The organism is Burkholderia singularis (genome assembly GCF_001718875.1).
Lineage (GTDB): Bacteria > Pseudomonadota > Gammaproteobacteria > Burkholderiales > Burkholderiaceae > Burkholderia > Burkholderia singularis.
This window is the reverse complement of sequence record NZ_CP013448.1, coordinates 1,150,070-1,168,111: the sequence shown is the minus strand read 5'-3', so window position 1 is coordinate 1,168,111 and position 18,042 is coordinate 1,150,070. Positions and strand designations below refer to the sequence as shown.

The 18,042-nt window shown below is 67.2% G+C and carries 13 protein-coding genes; 6 read left to right on the top strand and 7 right to left on the bottom strand.

Features of this window, described 5'->3' with window-relative positions:
• Positions 1 to 218 precede the first annotated feature (218 nt).
• Positions 219 to 2,573 (bottom strand): xanthine dehydrogenase molybdopterin binding subunit, encoded by a 2,355-nt coding sequence (gene xdhB, locus AQ611_RS05335; protein ID WP_069233927.1) that lies wholly within the window; start codon positions 2,571 to 2,573, stop codon positions 219 to 221.
• A 33-nt stretch (positions 2,574 to 2,606) separates the two neighbouring features.
• Positions 2,607 to 4,142 carry a xanthine dehydrogenase small subunit gene (gene xdhA, locus AQ611_RS05330; protein WP_059520017.1) on the bottom strand — a complete coding sequence of 512 codons (1,536 nt, stop codon included), beginning with the start codon at positions 4,140 to 4,142 and terminating at the stop codon, positions 2,607 to 2,609.
• Positions 4,143 to 4,415: 273 nt separating this feature from the next.
• Between xdhA and AQ611_RS05325 the strand changes: the two genes are divergently transcribed.
• Complete coding sequence (locus AQ611_RS05325; protein ID WP_069233926.1) at positions 4,416 to 5,630, top strand: MFS transporter; 1,215 nt, start codon at positions 4,416 to 4,418, stop codon at positions 5,628 to 5,630.
• A gap of 93 nt (positions 5,631 to 5,723) precedes the next feature.
• Here the strand turns inward: AQ611_RS05325 and AQ611_RS05320 are convergent, their stop codons facing one another.
• On the bottom strand, positions 5,724 to 6,935 hold the full coding sequence (locus AQ611_RS05320; protein ID WP_069233925.1) for a pyridoxal-phosphate-dependent aminotransferase family protein: 1,212 nt from the start codon (positions 6,933 to 6,935) through the stop codon (positions 5,724 to 5,726).
• 704 nt (positions 6,936 to 7,639) lie between these two features.
• Here AQ611_RS05320 and AQ611_RS05315 point away from each other — a divergent pair.
• The 5 genes from AQ611_RS05315 (at position 7,640) to AQ611_RS05295 (ending at position 13,530) form a co-directional block, all read left to right on the top strand.
• Positions 7,640 to 8,620, top strand: a complete 981-nt coding sequence (locus AQ611_RS05315; RefSeq protein WP_059520020.1) for a LysR family transcriptional regulator — start codon at positions 7,640 to 7,642, stop codon at positions 8,618 to 8,620.
• A gap of 67 nt (positions 8,621 to 8,687) precedes the next feature.
• Positions 8,688 to 9,689, top strand: coding sequence for a 2-hydroxyacid dehydrogenase (locus AQ611_RS05310; RefSeq protein ID WP_069233924.1), 1,002 nt, complete (start codon positions 8,688 to 8,690; stop codon positions 9,687 to 9,689).
• A gap of 444 nt (positions 9,690 to 10,133) precedes the next feature.
• A complete protein-coding gene (bluB, locus tag AQ611_RS05305) occupies positions 10,134 to 10,793 on the top strand; it encodes a 5,6-dimethylbenzimidazole synthase (RefSeq protein WP_069233923.1) in 660 nt (219 codons plus the stop codon).
• A gap of 115 nt (positions 10,794 to 10,908) precedes the next feature.
• The gene (locus tag AQ611_RS05300) at positions 10,909 to 12,069 is read left to right on the top strand and encodes an MFS transporter (RefSeq protein ID WP_069235142.1); all 1,161 of its coding nucleotides are present in this window, start codon (positions 10,909 to 10,911) and stop codon (positions 12,067 to 12,069) included.
• 291 nt (positions 12,070 to 12,360) lie between these two features.
• Positions 12,361 to 13,530, top strand: coding sequence for an MFS transporter (locus tag AQ611_RS05295; RefSeq protein WP_069233922.1), 1,170 nt, complete (start codon positions 12,361 to 12,363; stop codon positions 13,528 to 13,530).
• Between the two features lie 195 nt (positions 13,531 to 13,725).
• Here AQ611_RS05295 and fahA read toward each other — a convergent pair whose 3' ends face one another.
• The 4 genes from fahA to AQ611_RS05275 are packed head-to-tail and all read right to left on the bottom strand — an operon-like array spanning position 13,726 to position 18,010.
• Positions 13,726 to 15,033: a fumarylacetoacetase gene (gene fahA / locus AQ611_RS05290; protein WP_059520097.1), complete on the bottom strand. Its 1,308-nt coding sequence runs from the start codon at positions 15,031 to 15,033 to the stop codon at positions 13,726 to 13,728.
• Positions 15,034 to 15,059: 26 nt separating this feature from the next.
• The gene (gene hmgA, locus AQ611_RS05285; protein ID WP_059520096.1) at positions 15,060 to 16,394 is read right to left on the bottom strand and encodes a homogentisate 1,2-dioxygenase; all 1,335 of its coding nucleotides are present in this window, start codon (positions 16,392 to 16,394) and stop codon (positions 15,060 to 15,062) included.
• Between the two features lie 18 nt (positions 16,395 to 16,412).
• Entirely contained in the window at positions 16,413 to 17,771 is a 1,359-nt protein-coding gene (locus AQ611_RS05280; protein ID WP_069233921.1) for an MFS transporter, read from the bottom strand.
• Positions 17,768 to 18,010: a DUF2783 domain-containing protein gene (locus tag AQ611_RS05275; protein ID WP_059520098.1), complete on the bottom strand. Its 243-nt coding sequence runs from the start codon at positions 18,008 to 18,010 to the stop codon at positions 17,768 to 17,770. The genes AQ611_RS05280 and AQ611_RS05275 overlap by 4 nt, the downstream gene beginning before the upstream one ends.
• Positions 18,011 to 18,042 lie beyond the last annotated feature (32 nt).

Genomic DNA, 18,042 nt, shown 5'->3' with positions numbered 1-18,042 from the left:
CCCGGCGCGAGGGTTGGAAGGCAAACGCCGACGATCTTCGCTGAAACCGGTTCTTCCGGAAATCAGGGGCTGCCAGGATAGGAGCCTCGGCCGGAACGCTTCGCAACGCCGACGCCAAGGCCACACCCGGCAACCTCAGGATTGCGGCGCGCCCTTAAGCCCCCAGTCGCGGCAGGCCGGGCAACCTTGGCGCCTCTGGCCGCCGCACGACGCCCCATTCACCGCGCCCGCCCCCCGCTCACCGCCTGCACCGCGCGCAGAATCGCCTCGCCCGTCGCGGGCGCCGTGAGCGGCGGATTGATCGCATCGCCGCCCACCGACGCAATCGCATCGCGAATCGCGAAGAACACCGAAAACGGCAGCAGCAGCGGCGGCTCGCCGACCGCCTTCGACCGGTGAATGCTGTCCTCGGCATTGCGGTTGTCGAACAGCTTCACGCGAAAATCCGGCGGGCAATCGTTGACGGTCGGGATCTTGTAAGTCGACGGCGCATGCGTCATCAGCGTGCCGTCGTCGCGCCACCACAGCTCCTCGGTCGTGAGCCAGCCCATCCCCTGGATGAACGCGCCTTCGATCTGCCCGATGTCGATCGCCGGATTCAGCGACGCGCCGACGTCGTGCAGCACGTCCGCGCGCAGCACGCGCATCTCGCCGGTAAGCGTATCGACGATCACTTCCGAGACGGCCGCGCCGTATGCATAGTAGAAAAACGACCGGCCCGTCAGCGTCGCCTGATCCCAATGCAGCTTCGGCGTGGCGTAAAAGCCGTCGGACCACAGCTGCACGCGCGCGCGATAGGCGTGCGCCACCACCTCGTCGAACGGCACGACGGCATCGCCGATCCGCACGCCGTCATAGGCGAAGCGCACGTCGGCCGGCTGCGCGGCGCCGTTGCCGAAATGCCCGGCAGCGAACGCGGCGAGCCGCTCGCGCAACTGGCGCGCGGCGTCCTGCGCGGCCTTGCCGTTCAGATCCGAGCCGGTCGACGCCGCGGTTGCCGACGTGTTCGCGACCTTGCTCGTATCGGTCGCCGTCACGCGGATGCGCTCGAAGCTCACGCCCAACTCGTGCGCCACCACCTGCGCAACCTTCGTGTTGAGCCCCTGGCCCATCTCCGTGCCGCCGTGATTCACGAGGATCGAGCCGTCGGTATAGATATGAACGAGCGCGCCCGCCTGATTGAAATGCGCGACGTTGAACGCGATGCCAAACTTCACCGGCGTCAGCGCGATGCCTTTTTTCAGCACCGGACTTGCCGCATTGAACGCACGCGTCGCGGCTCGGCGCGCGCGATAGTCGCTCGTCGCCTCCAGCTCGTCGATCAGCTCGTGCAGCACGTTGTCCTCGACCGTCTGGCCGTAGGGCGTCACGTTGCGCTCGGTCTTGCCGTACAGGTTCGCGCGGCGCACGTCGAGCGGATCGCGGCCGAGCGCGCGCGCGATGTTGTCGATGATGTACTCGATCGCGAACGCGCCCTGCGGGCCGCCGAAGCCGCGAAACGCGGTGTTCGACTGCGTGTTCGTCTTCCCGCAGCGGCCGGTAATCGACACGTCGGGCAACCAGTACGCATTGTCGAAATGACAGATGGCGCGCGTCATCACCGGCCCGGACAGGTCGGCGGAAAACCCGCAGCGCGACGTCATGTCGACCGAGACGCCGGTGATCACGCCCGCGTCGTCATAGCCGACGTCGTACCGGTAATGGAAATCGTGGCGCTTGCCGGTGATCATCATGTCGTCGTCACGATCCGGGCGCAGCTTGACCGGGCGCTGCAGCTTCCATGCGGCAAGCGCCGCGCAGCACGCGAACAGGCCCGACTGCGATTCCTTGCCGCCGAAGCCGCCGCCCATGCGGCGGCATTCGACGAGCACGTCGTGCGACGCCACGCCAAGCAGGCGCGCCACCACGTGCTGCATCTCGCTCGGATGCTGCGTCGAGCTGTACACATGCATCGCGCCGTCTTCCTTCGGCACCGCGTAGGCGATCTGCCCTTCGAGATAAAACTGCTCCTGGCCGCCGAGCGTCAGCTCGCCCGCGTCGCGATGCGCGGCGCGTTCGATCTGCGCGGCCGCCTCGCCGCGCGCGAGCGTCATCGGCGGCACCACGTAGGATTCGGCGGCGCGCGCTTGCTGCGCGGTGAGGACCGCCGGCAGCGGATCGTATTCGATCTGCGCGCGGCGCGCGGCACGCCGCGCGGCGTCGTGCGACGTGGCGACGACGACGAAAATCGGCTGCCCGACATACTGAACGACGCCGGGCGCGAGCACCGGATCGTCGTGGACGACCGGCCCGCAATCGTTCACGCCCGCAATGTCGTCCGCGGTCAGCACCGCAACGACGCCGGGCGCCGCGCGCACCGCGTCGAGCCGCATCGACGCGATCTTCGCATGCGGCTTCGCGGACAGGCCAAGCGCCGCATGCAACGTGCCGGCGACGAGCGCGATGTCGTCGGTATAAGTCGCGCGGCCGCTCACGTGCAGATGCGCGGATTCGTGCGGACGCGACACGTGCACTTGCTTGAAGCCGTCGGTGTCGGCAGCCACGCTCAGGAAAGGTTCGGTTTGCTGATTCATGATTCGATGCTCCATACGCTTCGTGCCGGCCGCTCAGGATGCGGCCGGCTCGGCCGCCGCCGTCGCGCGCACGTTCACCGCCGACGCGGGCAACGGATCGTGCGGCCGGGTTTCCAGCCAGAAGCGGTACAGCAGGTTCTTCGCGGTCGCGAGCCGGTATGCACTTGTCGCGCGCATGTCGGTGAGCGGCGCGTAGTCGTCTTCGAGCGCGCGCATGGCCGCGTGCGCGGCGGCTTCGTCCCAGACCGCGCCGGCAAGCGCAGCCTCGGCATGCGCCGCGCGCCTGGGCGTTGCCGCCATGCCGCCGAACGCGATGCGCGGCGCGCGCACCTTGTCGCCGTCAGCGATGAACGCGAACGCCGCGCAGACCGCGGAGATATCGGAATCGAAGCGCTTCGACAGCTTGTATGTGCGCAATTTCAGCTTCGCGCGCGCACCGGTGCGCTTGGGCACCTTCAGCGCAACGACGAACTCGTGCTCGGCCATGTCTTTCTTTTGATAGCCCAGATACAAATCCTCGAGCGGCAGCTCGCGCATCGCATCGCCGCCGCGCAGCACGGCCCGCGCGCCCAGCGCGATCAGGCCCGGCATCGAATCGCCGATCGGCGAGCCGTTCGCAACGTTGCCGCCGAGCGTGCCGGCGTTGCGGATCGGCAGCGACGCGAAGCGCTTCCACATCTCGGTAAGCTCCGGGTAATGCACGCAGAGCGCCGCATACGCCTGCTCGACGCTCACGCCCGCGCCGATCTCGATCCAATCGCCGTCGTCGGCGATGCGGCGCAGCTCGGCGATCTGGCCGACGTAGACGATATCGCCCAGATCGCGCAACTGCTTGGTCACCCACAAGCCGACGTCGGTGCTGCCCGCGAGCAGGCGCGCGGCGGGCTTGGCGGCCTTCAGCCGCGCCAGCTCGTCGAGCGTGCGCGGCGCATCGAACGTGCGGCCCGCGTGCTCGTAATGAAACGTGCCGCGGCGCGACAGCGTCGCGAGCGTGCGCGCAAGCGCGGCGAAGTCGGCCGGCGCACGCGGCGGCTCATGCGCGCCGCGCGCATCGAACATCCGCACCGCCGCGTCGACGATCGGCCGGTAGCCAGTGCAGCGGCACAGATTGCCCGTCAGCGCGTCGGCAATTTCGGCGCGCGACGGCACTTCGCCCGGCCCGCCGCATTGCGCGCGCTGCACGTGCCGCTCGTACAACGCCCACATCGACATGACGAAGCCCGGCGTGCAAAACCCGCACTGCGAGCCGTGACACTCGATCATCGCGCGCTGCGCCGGATGCAGCGCGCCGCCCGGCTCGCGCAGATCCTCGACCGTGAACAGCGCGCGGCCGTCAAGCGTCGGCAGGAACTGGATGCACGCGTTGACCGCCTTCAAATCGACGCCGCCTGCATCGTTAGGCTCGCCGATCACGACCGTGCACGCACCGCAATCGCCCTCCGCGCAACCTTCCTTCGTGCCGGTGCAATGCGCGTCCTCGCGCAGATACTGGAGCACCGTGCGGGTGACCTCCGCGCCGCTGACCTCGCGGATCGCCTGACGATGATAAAAACGGATCGGCTCGCTCATGCTGTGTATATCAGTCGTAGTCGTTCGATGAAAAAAGAAACGATTCCGGGTACGCGGGCCGGCCCGCGCGGCACCCTGGGCACCGTCACGCTCACAACGCTATCACCGACAAATTCCCGAACCCATAGCCGGCCCCGCATGGGCGTTATATCGCGGCGGCGATATCGCCCCGGCGGCCATGCATTGAACTAAACGGTCCATGCAGGCAAACCGGTTCCATGTGAGAATCCGATTTTCGCATCCGCCGATGCGCGCTTCGTTCCGTCCCCTTCCATGCCCGCCGATTCCGACTCCTTCGCCCGCAGCGCGTCCGCGACGACGCTGCAAATCGTCAGCGTCGTATCGTTCACGTTCATCTGCTATCTGACGATTGGCCTGCCGCTCGCGGTGCTGCCCGGTTTCGTACACGCCGAACTCGGCTTTTCCGCGATCGTCTCGGGCGCGGCAATCAGCATCCAGTATTTTGCGACGCTCGCGTCGCGGCCGCTCGCCGGGCGCTTCGCCGATACGCTCGGCCCGAAGCAAACCGTGCTGCGCGGCCTTGCCGCCAGCGGCGCGAGCGGCGTGCTGCTGCTCGCGGCGTTCGCCGCCGCACGCTGGCCGGCCGCGAGCATCGCGCTGCTGGTGGCGAGCCGGCTCGTGCTCGGCGTCGCCGAAAGCCTCGTCGGTACGGGCGCGATTCTTTGGGGGATCGGCCGCGTCGGCGCCGCGCACAACGCGCGCGTGATCTCGTGGAACGGCATCGCGACCTACGGCGCGCTCGCGCTCGGCGCGCCCGTCGGCGTCGCACTCGCGCATGCGTTCGCGCCCGCCGTGCTCGGCCTGCTGATGATCGCGCTCGCCGCGGCCGGCTATGGAGCCGCGCGGCTGATCGCGCCCGTGCCGCTCGTGCATGGCGAGCGGATGTCCTATGCGAGCGTGGTCGCACGCGTACTGCCGCATGGCCTCGGCCTCGCACTCGGCTCGGCCGGCTTCGGCTCGATCGCAACGTTCATCACGCTTTATTACGCGGAGCGCCACTGGCCGAATGCGGCGCTGTCATTGACGCTGTTCGGCACGCTGTTCATCGGCGCCCGGCTGCTGTTCGCGCATACGATCCAGACCCACGGCGGATTCCGGGTGGCGATCGTGTCGTTCGCGTTCGAATCCGCGGGCCTGCTGCTGCTCTGGCTCGCCCCCGTGCCGCATATCGCACTCATGGGCGCGGCGCTGACCGGCTTCGGCTTTGCGCTGATCTTCCCCGCGCTCGGCGTCGAAGCCGTCGCGCTGGTGCCACCCGCGAGCCGCGGCGCGGCGCTGTCCGCGTACTCGGTGTTCCTCGACCTGTCACTCGGCATCACCGGGCCGCTCGCCGGCTACGTTGCCGGCGCATTCGGCTATCCGCAAGTATTCCTCTGCGCGGCCGTCGCGGCGGCCGCGGCGGTGGCGCTGTCGATCGCGCTGCACCAACGGCAAAAGCGCACGGGCGAAAGCGGCGCGGCCGCCTGAGCGGCACGCGCAACCCATCGGCCGCATGCATCGGCCGCCCGGCGTCCGCCAATACAGGCGCGCCGCGGGCTCGCGCAGCAAGCGCCCGCTTCGTCACGCGCGGCTGGACAGCGCCTGTTCGAGCGCCGCGACGCCCGCCGGCAAATCGACGCGCGCATGCAGATCGATCATCGTGCGCCCAAGCGCGTGCAGCGTGCGAAACAGATTGTGTTCGCGGCACTGCTCGCCCATCTGCCCGATCCGCACGATCGGCGGGCCGAACGAACCCGAGATCTCGACTTGATGCTGCTTCGAGATATGGCCGCAAATGAGGCCCGGCGTCAGCCCCTGCGGCACGGTGATGCCGACCACCGAGTTCAGCCTGCACGATTCGGGCGCGTAGAGTTCGAGCCCCATCGCGGTAACCCCGGCCTGCAGCGCAAGCGAGCAGCGCTGGTGGCGCGCGTAACGGCTCTCGAGCGTCTCCGCGCAGACGAGCCGCAGCGCCTCGTGCAGCGCCAGCACGCCTGATACGGGCGCCGTGTAGTGATAGCCGGCGTTGTGCCAGAAATTCTCGGCGAGCGCCATGTCCAGGCACCAGTGCGTGTTCGGCTCGGGGCGGTGCTTCATCCGCTCCCACGCGGCGTCGGAAAACGCGATCAGCGAGACGCCCGGAATCGACGACAGCCCCTTCTGACCGCCGGTGATCACCGCGTCGATACCCCACGCGTCCATATCGAGCGGCATCGTCGACAGCGTGCACACCGCGTCGACGACGACGAGCGCACCCGCCGCTTTCGCGAGCGCGGCAATCTCTTTGAGCTCGCGGTTCCAGACCGTGTTCGACGTCTCGCCGTGAACGATCGTGACGATCTCGGGACGCTCGCGCGCGAGCGCCTCGGCAATCTCGTCGAGACTCGCGACCTTGCGATCGGGCACATCGACGAGCACGACGCTCGCGCCGACGCGCGTTGCCATCTCGGCCATCCGCGCGCTGAAAAAGCCGTTCTTGATCGACAGCACCTTCGTGCCGGGCCACGCGAGATTCGACACCGCCATTTCCATCGCAGCCGAGCCTGGGCCGGCGACGCCGAGCACCCATTTCGAGCGCGTCTGGAACACATAGCGCGCCATTTCCTTCACCTGCTCGATGATCTTCGCCATCGTCGCGCCCAGATGGTTGATCACGATCGCATTCGCCTTCGCGACCGCCGCCGGAATCGGCACGGGCCCGGCGCCCATCATCAGAAGCGGCTCCTCGGGCAGGATTGCATCGAGCGGAACGACGACAGGGCAGGGAATCGGCGAGTGATCGGGGCTGGACATGGGAGCGAGAGCAAAAAACCGTTAGAGGAAAATAGCAGCGAGTTCATCGATCATTCCTTGAACTGTTGCAATACGCAAGCGTTCTATCCTGTCATCACTAACAGGATGGATGCGGCGCACTGCGACTTGACGCGCCGCAGCAATTCATTTCGCCGAAGCCGGCCGGAAAATACCTGCATCCGGACTAAATAGGCCGAAACGTCATCAAAACCGATTCGACTATTAATGGAAGAGAACCGGTTTTTGCGACCCGAATCCTCAAATTTTTGACAGTCTTGCATTAATCATTCGATGCGCCGCAGCAAGTCTTTACGTTCGCATTCGGAAATGCATTTTTGATGATTTTGCAATTCATCCGTAAAAATCACCGCTGACGAATATGTGAGCCGATAGGTTATCCGCGCGTCTCGCCCTCCGAACATAAGGAGCAGATGTGTCCCGAACGCCTTTCCCGGCTCCGCCCGCCGGCTTGAGGAAGCGCCCGGCCGCCTTATAAGCCAGCACTCGTGAATGCGCACCGATTTATATCATTTTCAGCCAAATAATTATTTAGTTGACTAATGCGACCAGCCTATTGAACAATTTACGCAGCCTTCGACGATTTGATATTTACACGTCCCGCGGGTCGATCCGACGGCCTGCGGGATGTCTTCGCCGGAGGTGAGAAAAACACAAGATAATCATTTAATGGGCCAACCTAAACCATGAACCAGATCCAGACCATGCGTGTATTCGTATGTGTCGCCGAGCTGCAAAGCTTCCGGCGAGCAGCTCGCAAGCTCGGCGTATCGAATGCGCTAGTCACGCGTTCGATCGCAATGCTCGAGACGCATCTGAACACACGCCTCATCCATCGCACCACGCGCAATCTGTCTCTGACCGAGGCAGGCATCCGCTATCTGGATGGCTGTCGCGCGCTGCTGGAGGAATTCGACCAGCTCGAGGCGTCCGTCGAGCGCGCGGTGCACGAGCCGGTCGGCACATTGCGCATCGCGGTGTCCGGGCTCTTGCCGCCCAGCCGGATCACGCCCCTCGTCGACAGCTACCGGCGTCAGTATCCGAAAGTGCGCGTTCAGCTCACGCTGACCGAAGGGCCAATCGACGTGATCGACGCCGGCTATGACGCCGGCCTCGTCACGGGCGGCCATCTCGACGGCAATCCGACGCTGATCGGCCATCCGCTCGCGCCCAACACACTCGCGCTCTACGCCGCGCCGTCCTATGTCGAGCGGCATGGCGCGCCGCATCGCCCCGACGATCTGGCACGCCACACGTATATCGCGCTGCCCGCCGATCAGCACGCGCCCACTTGGCGTTTCATCGATCCCGATCACCAAACGCACGTCGTTTCGCTGCAACCGGTTTATACGGTCAACAGCACGTCGATGCTGCTCGCCGCCGCGCTTGCCGGCACCGGCGTCGCGGTGCTGCCGGAGAGCTATATCGCCGATGCGCTCCAGAGCGGCGAACTCACGCGGCTCCTCGGCGACTACCGGATCGACGATCCCGACACGCAGCTATCGATCGTCTACCCGAATCGCCAATTCCTGCCGCCGCGTACACGCAGCTTCGTCGAGCATGCGCTCTACCACCTCGGCGGCCAGAAATCCGATTCGAACGGCCATTACTACATGCATGACGCGAGCGCGGGCAGCCGGGCAGACGTCGTCGTCGGGCTACAGTGACATTGGGCTGCAGTCCGGCTCAAGCCGGCTGCAGTAAACTGGCGCGCACCTGTAGCGGAGGCGACGCGTGCGCGTGATTCTTTTCAGCAGCCGGCAATACGACAACGATTCGTTCACCGCGGCCAACCGGCCGTTCGGTTACCGGCTGCATTTCCAGCCCTCTCATCTCGACGCGGAAACGGCAGTGCTCGCGCGCGGCTATGACGTCGTCTGCGCGTTCGTCAACGATACGCTCGACGCGGCCGTCCTCGATACGCTCGCCACCGGCGGCACGCGCGTCATCGCGCTGCGCTCGGCGGGCTTCAATCACGTCGATCTCGCGGCGGCCGAGCGGCTCGGGCTCACCGTGGTGCACGTGCCTGCCTATTCGCCGCATGCGGTCGCCGAACACGCGGTCGCGCTGATCCTGGCGCTCAACCGGCGCCTGCCGCGCGCCGTCGCGCGCACCCGCGAAGGCGATTTCTCGCTCACCGGCCTGCTGGGCTTCGATCTGTTCGGCAAGACGGTCGGCGTGATCGGCACGGGCCTGATCGGCAGCGTGTTCGCGCGGATCATGTCGGGCTTCGGCATGCGGGTGCTCGCCCACTCGCTGCCGCCGCACGACGACGCGCTGATCGCGCTCGGCGTGCGCTATGTCCCGCTCGACACGCTGCTCGCGCAATCCGACATCGTCAGCCTGCACTGCCCGCTGCTGCCCGGCACGCATCATCTGATCGACGCCGGCGCGCTCGCGCGCATGAAGCCGGGCGCGATGCTGATCAACACGAGCCGCGGCGGCCTCGTCGATACGCAAGCGCTGATCGATGCGTTGAAACGCGGCCAGCTCGGCCATCTCGGGCTCGACGTCTATGAGGAGGAAAGCGGGCTTTTCTTCGAGGATCACTCCGACCATCCGCTGCAAGACGACGTGCTCGCCCGCCTGCTCACATTCCCGAACGTGATCGTCACGGCCCATCAGGCGTTCTTCACGCGCGAGGCGCTTGCGCAGATCGCGCAAACGACGCTCGCGAATATCCGCGCGTGGCAGGACGGCACGCCGTGCAACGTGGTCGCCGTCCGGCGGGGATAACGCGCGCCGCGGAGGTGTACCGGGCGATGCGGATTGGCAGTGAGGTGCGGGTATTCGCGACGTGGACGGTTCGGGCGGTTCGGACGGTTCGGACGGTTCGGACGGTTCGGGCAGGCCAGGCGGGCAAGCTCGCGGCAAACGCCTGCGCGGCGCACCGTCCTTGCGCTCTTAGACGAATCGCCTGACCCGGCCGACGTAATCGCATGATCGATGCTCGACTGCGCGCCCCGCCCGCCTCCGCTGCCCACGCCTTTCAGCCAGCCCGAAACGGCGCATTTTTTCCGCATCCCGAGCCCGCGCCTCGCGGCGCATCCGCCCCGGCGCCCGTGTCCGCCGCCGCCATCGGGCCAGCCATCGCTTTTTATCGGCCTGTCTTCGGAGTCTGCTATCGTGGCGGCGATTCCAGCTTCCGGCCCACTCTGCATCACCGCTGAGCACCTGCCTATGCGTTTCGACGACTCCGCGCTCGCCGCCGTCTACCGGGCGATCTTCGAGCGGCGCGACATGCGCCATTTCACGTCCGCCCCAGTCGATCCCGCCGTGCTCGCGCGGCTGCTACGCGCCGCGCACCACGCGCCGAGCGTCGGCTTCATGCAGCCTTGGCGATTCATACGCGTGACCGATCCGGCGCTGCGCGAGCGCATTCACGCGCTCGTCGACACCGAGCGCCGTGCCACCGCCGACGCGCTCGGCAAACGGCACGACGAATTCATGCGGCTGAAGGTCGAAGGCGTGCGCGAATGCGGCGAGCTTCTCGTCGTCGCGCTCGCCGACGGACGCGAGCAGCACGTATTCGGCCGCCGCACGCTGCCGGAGATGGATCTCGCGTCGGCCGCCTGCGCGATCCAGAATATATGGCTCGCCGCCCGCGCCGAAGGGCTCGGCATGGGCTGGGTGTCGCTGTTCGATGTCGACGCGCTGCGCACGCTGCTCGCAATGCCCGACGGCGCCAAGCCGATTGCCGTGCTGTGCCTGGGTCATGTCGACGAATTCTACGCAAGGCCGATGCTCGAGGAGCAACGCTGGGCGGCGCGCATGCCGCTCGAAGCGTGCGTGTTCGAGAACGGCTGGGGCCACCCGTCCGCGCCTGCGCGCACCCTCTGATCCGTCCCCAAACGTCAGGGTTTTTACTCAGGTAAAATCGCAACGATCCGCCTGCATGTCACGCGCACCGCAATCCCGCGGCGCGATGCGCGCGGTGCTGCGCCGAGTTCCCGCGATGCCCCTACCCCTCTTTGCCCTTGCCGTTGCCGCATTCGGTATCGGTACCACCGAGTTCGTCATCATGGGACTCCTGCCGAACGTCGCGCGCGATCTCGGCGTATCGATTCCGGCAGCGGGCATGCTGGTGTCCGGCTACGCGCTCGGCGTCACGATCGGCGCGCCGATCCTCGCGATCGTGACCGCCCGAATGCCGCGCAAGGCTGCGCTCCTCGCGCTGATCGGCGTATTCATCGCCGGCAACCTGTTCTGCGCGATCGCACCCGGCTATGCGGCGTTGATGATCGCGCGCGTCGTCACCGCGTTCTGTCATGGCGCATTCTTCGGGATCGGCTCGGTCGTCGCGAGCAGCCTCGTCGCGCCGAACAAGCGCGCGCAGGCGATCGCGCTGATGTTTACCGGCCTGACGCTCGCCAACGTGCTCGGCGTGCCGCTCGGCACCGCGCTCGGCCAGGCGTTCGGCTGGCGCGCGACGTTCTGGGCCGTCACCGGCATCGGCGCGGTCGCGGCGGCGGCGCTCGCCGTGTGCGTGCCGAAACACCTCGACATGCCCGCGGCCGGCATTGCGCGCGAATTCGGCGTGCTGCGCCATCCGCAAGTGCTGATGGTGCTCGGCATCAGCGTGCTCGCGTCGGCGAGCCTTTTCACGGTGTTCACCTATATCGCGCCGATTCTCGAGGACGTGACCGGCTTCACGCCGCATCACGTCACGCTCGTGCTGCTGCTGTTCGGCCTCGGCCTGACCATCGGCGGCACGGTGGGCGGCAAGCTCGCCGACTGGCGGCGCATGCCGTCGCTCGTCGCATCGCTCGCGTTGATCGGCATCGTGCTCGCGCTGTTCTCCAGCACGATGCACGCGCCGTATCCCGCGCTCGTCACGATTTTCGTATGGGGCATGCTTGCGTTCGCGATCGTGCCGCCGCTGCAGATCTTGATCGTCGATCGCGCGAGCGAAGCGCCCAATCTCGCGTCCACGCTCAATCAAGGCGCATTCAATCTCGGCAATGCGCTCGGCGCATGGCTCGGCGGCGCGGCAATCCATGCAGGCGTGCCGCTCGCGAAGCTGCCATGGGCGGGCGCGGCGCTCGCGCTCGCCGCGCTCGCGCTGACGCTGTGGTCGGCCTCGCTCGAGCGGCGCGCGGTTGCGAGTCCGGCCTGATCACGCCCGGCTGCGAACCGCTCGCGCGGACCGCGATGTACGAACGGTCCGCAAGCGTCGGACGACGGCTCGCGGGACGAGCGCCCACATCGCACCGCGTCGTGGCCGCTGCGCGCGCGAAGCATGAGACTTGCAGTCGTCAGCGTGACAGGTTCGAAAATAGGCATCGCGGGGCCAATCCGGTTCAGTTGCGGTTCGATTCACGCATCGCCCGTGACGTCCGGCACGCGCGCGGGTCGATCATACGGAACCTGGAGCAATCACGCAGGCCGGTGTAGCATCTGCGCCGTTATGAAAACCATCGTCACACGCGATTTTCTCGCGCTCATCCTCAGCGTGGCGGTCGTCGGCCTCGGCACGGGCGCCACCCTTCCGCTCACCGCGCTCGCACTGATCGAAGCCGGCCACGGCACCGACGTCATCGGTATGCTGACCGCCGCGCAAGCCGGCGGCGGCCTTGCGATCGTACCGTTCGTGTCGCGCATTGCGAAGCGCCTCGGCGCGCGCCGGGTGATCGTCGCGTCGACACTCGTGCTCGCGGCGGCAACGATCCTGATGCAGCTCACGTCGAATCTCGTCGTGTGGGGCGTGCTGCGCATCGTCTGCGGCGCGGCGCTGATGCTGCTTTTCACGATCGGCGAAGCATGGGTCAATCAGCTCGCCGACGATTCGACGCGCGGGCGCGTCGTCGCGATTTACACGACCAATTTCACGCTATTCCAAATGGCGGGCCCGGTGCTCGTCAGCCAGATCGCCGACTGGACGAGCACACGCTTCGCGCTCACCGGCGCGCTGTTTCTGCTGTCGCTGCCGACGCTCGCGTCGATCCGGCAGGCGCCGCTCGCCGACGATGCGCATCACGAGCCGCACGATCACTGGCGGCGCGTGCTGCCGCAGATGCCCGCGCTCGTCATCGGCACCGGCTTCTTCGCGCTGTTCGACACGCTTGCGCTATCGCTGATGCCGATTTATGCGATGAATCACGGCGTGGCGAGCGAAGCGGCCGTGCTGTTCGCGTCGATCATCCTGCTCGGCGACACCGCGATGGCATTCCCGCTCGGCTGGCTCGCCGACCGGCTCGGCCGGCAGCGCGTGCATCTCGGCGCGGCGTGTATCGTGCTCGCGCTGCTGCCGCTCGTGCCAGTTACCGTCGCGACGCCGTGGCTGCGCACGCCATTGCTGTTCGTGCTCGGCGCGGCGGCGGGCGGAATTTATACGCTGTCGGTCGTGGCATGCGGCGAGCGCTTTCGCGGCGCGGCGCTCGTGACCGCGAGCGCGCTCGTGTCGGCGTCGTGGAGCGCGGCAAGCTTTGGCGGGCCGCTCGTCGCGGGCGCGCTGATGGCGCATTGGGGCAGCGAAACGCTGATCGGCGTGCTCGCCGCCGGCGCGCTCGCGTTTCTCGCGGCGGCGCTGTGGGAACATCGGACGATTGGACGACGCGCGGCCGCATCGCCGCGTTGACGGTTTCGTGATGACGCGCGTCGACGCGCGAGCCCGTGCAACCACTTGAAGCGCGCAACGCTCACCACCCACCCTGCAAGCTCATGCGGGCCGGCGGCCCCCATACCGCCGCCGGCCCGCGAAGCGCGCGTCTTGCGCACGAACCCCGCACGCACGGCCGCCGCCGCGTCATCACGTCATCGCGTCATCGCGCCGTCAGCCCGGCAGCGCAGGCAGAACCTTGCCGGCACACGTCCCGAAACCGACTCGATACCCGTCGCCTTGACACCAACCGGCCAGCGTCAGTTCATCGCCGTCCTCGATGAACGTGCGCGCGCCGCCGCCGGTGAGCGGCACCGGCTCCTTGCCGTTCCAAGTCAGCTCGAGCAGGCTGCCGAATGCGTCCTTCGTCGGCCCGCTGATCGTGCCCGAGCCCATCAGATCGCCGATTCGCGTATTGCAGCCGGATACCGTGTGATGCGCGAGCTGCTGCGCGATCGTCCAGTACAGATACTTGAAGTTGGTGCGAGAGATCGTCGTCGCGTCGGGCGCGCCTTCCGGCTTCAGCCGCACCTCGAGCGTGATGTCGAACGCGCTCTCGCCCGTATCGCGCAGATACGCGAGCGGCGGCGGCGTCTGCTGCGGCTGCGCGGTGCGAAACGGCTCGAGCGCGTCGAGCGTGACGATCCAAGGCGAGATCGTCGTCGCGAACGTCTTGGCGTTGAACGGCCCGAGCGGCACGTATTCCCATTGCTGGATATCGCGTGCGCTCCAGTCGTTCAGGAGCACCATGCCGAATACATGCGACTGCGCGTTCGCACATGCGATCGGCTCGCCGAGCGCATTGCCGCGCCCGATGATAAAGCCCGTCTCCAGTTCGAAATCGAGCTTGCGACACGCGCCGAACACCGGGCGCTCGTGGTCCGGCAGCTTCAGTTGCCCGTTCGGCCGGCGCACCGGCGTACCGCTGACGACCACCGACGATGCGCGCCCGTTGTAGGCGATCGGCATCTCCGACCAGTTCGGCAACAACGCGTTCTTCGGGTCGCGGAACATCGAGCCGACGTTCGTCGCATGTTCTTTCGACGAATAGAAATCGGTGTAGCCGGGGATGTCGACGGGCAAATGCAGCGTCGCGTCGCGCTGCGCGACGAGCACACGCTTGCGCAACACCCCGTCGTCACGCAGCCGCGCGTTGCCGCGCTCGAGCAGCTCGCTCAATTGGACGCGCACGCTGCGCCAAGCGTCACGGCCAAGCGCGATGAAATCGTTCAGCGAAGGCCGCTCGAACACGGCCGCCGAACCGGCGCCCGGCACCGTCAGCAAGCCCGTGCGCTGCAGCGCCGCCAGATCGACGATCGCGTCGCCGAGCGCGACGCCCGCGCGGCGCGTCGAAAAACGCACGTCGCTGAAGATGCCGAACGGCAGGTTCTGAATCGGAAAATCGCATGCAGGATCGTTCGCCGAATCGAGCCAGCTTTTACGCGCCGGATCGATGCTTGCCTGCCATGCCGCGTGCAGCATTTCGCTCTGTTGATCGGATTGGATGCTCATCGACGCTCCGGATTGAAGTGTTTATTCAGGCCTTGCCAGCATTCGAAATAATTCGCCTGCAACTGAGCGCTCTCGAGCGCGAAGCGGGTTGGACGGATCAGCGTGCGGGTCTCGAACATGAAGGCCATCGTGTCGGCCACCTTGTGCGGCTTGGCCGTATCGCTCGCGCACGCCTTCTCGAACGTGTCCGCATCCGGCCCGTGCCCCGACATGCAATTGTGCAGGCTCGCGCCGCCCGGCGCGAAACCTTCGGCCTTCGCGTCGTAGACGCCGTGCACGAGCCCCATGAACTCGCTCGCGACGTTGCGATGAAACCACGGCGGGCGGAACGTGTCCTCCGCCACGAGCCAGCGCGGCGGGAAAATCACGAAGTCGAGCGTATCGACGCCGGGCGTGTCGCTCTGCGCCTGCAGCACGAGGAAGATCGACGGGTCCGGATGATCGTGGCTGATCGAGCCGATCGTGTTGAAGCGCCGCAAGTCGTACTTGTACGGCGCATAGTTGCCGTGCCATGCGACGACGTCGAACGGCGAATGGCCGATCTCGGCGCGCCAGAAACGGCCGTTGAGCTTCGCGACGAGTTCGAACGCGCCTTCACGGTCTTCATACGACGCATGCGGCGTCAGGAAATCGCGCGGATTCGCAAGCCCGTTCGAGCCGATCGGCCCGAGATCCGGCAGGCGCAGCAGCGCGCCGAAGTTCTCGCAGATATAGCCGCGCGCCTGCCCGTCCGGCAGCGCGACCGCAAAGCGCACGCCGCGCGGAATCACCGCGATCTCGAACGGCTCGACGTCAAGCCGCCCCAGCTCGGTCATGATGAAGAGCCGGCCCTGCTGCGGCACGATCAATAGCTCGCCGTCGGCGCTGTAGAAAAAGCGCTCGTGCATCGAGCGGTTTGCCGCGTACAGATGGATCGCGCAGCCGCTCATGGCCGCGGCCGAGCCGTTGCCGCCCATCGTCACCCAGCCGTCGACGAAATCGGTCGGCTGCGCGGGCATCGGCAGCGGGTCCCAGCGCAACTGGTTCGGCGGCGTCGGCGGCACGTCGTGCGAATCGGCGAAATCGGCGATTACCCGGCGCTCGCCCGGCACGGATTCGAACGGCCGATGCATGGCCGCGGGCCGAATCCGGTACAGCCACGAGCGGCGGTTGTGCGCGCGCGGCGCAGTGAACGCGGTGCCGGACAACTGCTCCGCATAAAGTCCGTATGGCGCGCGCTGCGGCGAATTGCGCCCATGCGGCAGTGCGCCCGGCAGCACCTCGGTCGCGAATTCGTTTGCGAAGCCGCTCTGATAGCCGGCCTCGCCCGGTTTCGAAAAATCCAGCGTCATGATGGTCGTTTTCTCCATTCAGGCAACATGCGGCGCGGCCGGATCGCGCCGGCGCGCAACGCCCGCGAGGCCAAGCACGAAGATCGCCGAGCCCAGCACCGGCACCGCGGCCGCGTGAAACAGCGCGTCGTGCGTCCAGCCCAGCGCGATCAACTGCCCGCCGACGAGCGGGCCGAGCACCGAACCGACGCGGCCGATGCCCAGACTCCAGCCGATGCCCGTCGAGCGCAGCGACGTCGGGTAATAATGGCCCGCGAGCGCATTGACGGCCGGCTGTCCGCCGACGATACAAAACCCGCCGACGAATACCGCCGCGAGCAGCAACGGCAGCACGTGCGCGACCGGGCCGATCAGGCCGACCGCGAGCGCGGCGCACGCGAAGCAGGCGAACAGCACGCGCGCGAAGCCGTGCCGCTCGATCAACCAGCCGAGCAACAGCGTGCCCGCCACGCCGCCCGTCTGCAGCACCGTGCCGACAACCACCGCCGTCTCGTTCGCATAGCCCGCATCGCGGATCACAGTCGGCAGCCAGTTCGATAAAAAATACAAGTCGATCAGATTCATGAAGCTGATCGCCCACAACAGCAGCGTGACGCGCGCGCGCCCCGCGCGAAACAGCTCGGCCACCGGCGCGCCGCGCGGCGCGGCCTCGCGCACGACGAGCATCGTATCGGCGGCGAGCGGCAGTTGCGGCGCGAATCGCGCGAGCCACGCGCGCGCCGCCCGCTGTCGGCCGCGCAGCACCAGAAACTGCGGCGACTCGGGCAAACGTGCGGCCATCGCCAAGGCAAGCACGAGCGGCGCCGCGCCGCCGACGAAGAACACCGCGCGCCAACCGAACGCGGGAATCAGCGCAGCGCTGACGAAACCGCCCAACGCCGCGCCGAGCGTGAAGCCGCACGACACGATCATCATCCGCTTCACGCGATGCGCAGCCGGGCTGCATTCGCCGACGAGCGCCATCGCGTTCGGCATGATGCAGCCGAGCCCCAGGCCCGTGACGAAGCGCAGCGCGATCAGCGCGGGAATCGTCGGCGCGAACGGCGTGGCGAGCATCGTCGCCGCGAAAAACAGCGTCGCGCCGATCAGCACCGGCCGGCGGCCGATCCGGTCGGCCAGCACCGACAAGCCGAGCGCACCGATCAGCATCCCGAACAGGCTCGCGCTGAACACGGGGCCGAGCGCCTGCTTCTGCACGCCCCATTCGGCGATCACGCTCGGCGCGACATAGCCCATCGCTTGCGCGTCGAAACCGTCGAGCACGAGACTCAGCCCGCACAGCGTCAGCAGTAGCGCGTGGAACGCGCGATGGTGCGTGCCGTCGATCACGCGCTCGACTTCGAGCACGCGCGCCGCCTCGGGTGCCCGCGCGCTCATTGCGTTGCCCGCCCGGCCCCGGCAAGCGGCGACGCCGCGACAGCATGCGCGCCGCCGCGCGCGAGCGCCATCGCCTCGCGCAGCACGTCGAGATCGCCGACCTGGTTGGCCAACAGCAGGATCAGCTTCGCGTTGACGCGTTGGCTTTCGTCGTCGGACAGATCGCGGTGCATGTCGATCAGCGCTTCGTAGAATGCGTCCGGGTCCGCCAGACGCGGGCGGGTGTCGAGATGGCGCATCGGGTACCTCCTGTCTCCATTAGTATGACGGG